The sequence below is a fragment of the Bacillus sp. 22475 genome (assembly GCF_052044835.1).
GTDB classification, from domain to species: Bacteria; Bacillota; Bacilli; order Bacillales; family Bacillaceae_G; genus Bacillus_A; species Bacillus_A cereus.
Genome location: NZ_JBQENW010000116.1, coordinates 1 through 307, shown reverse-complemented (window position 1 = coordinate 307; position 307 = coordinate 1). Strand labels below are relative to the sequence as shown.

Below are 307 nucleotides of genomic sequence, written 5' to 3'. Positions count from 1 at the left end.
GTAACTCAAAATTCAAAAAAGGTGACACAGTAAAAGTTGCTAATAAAGATCAATGGACACAGCACAATGTCGGCCAAGGGCGCTATGCACAACTTGCTCCTACTGATTCCATTTCTAAAACGAATGACGAATCTAACAAACAAGAAGAAAATGCTGTAGTTGGTGTAATAACTGATGCAGAGGCTGACTATGTAACTGTGGCATATGAAGATCTTGATGGAATTAGTCAAGAAGTAAACGTAAACTTCTCAAATGGTAGTAACTCAAAATTCAAAAAAGGTGACACAGTAAAAGTTGCTAATAAAGA

Annotated in this window: 1 pseudogene; it reads left to right on the top strand. The window is 36.2% G+C overall.

Going from position 1 to position 307, the window contains the following annotated elements:
• Window positions 1–307 (top strand): annotated as a pseudogene (locus tag ACTJJY_RS32185) (S-layer homology domain-containing protein); the annotation flags it as partial.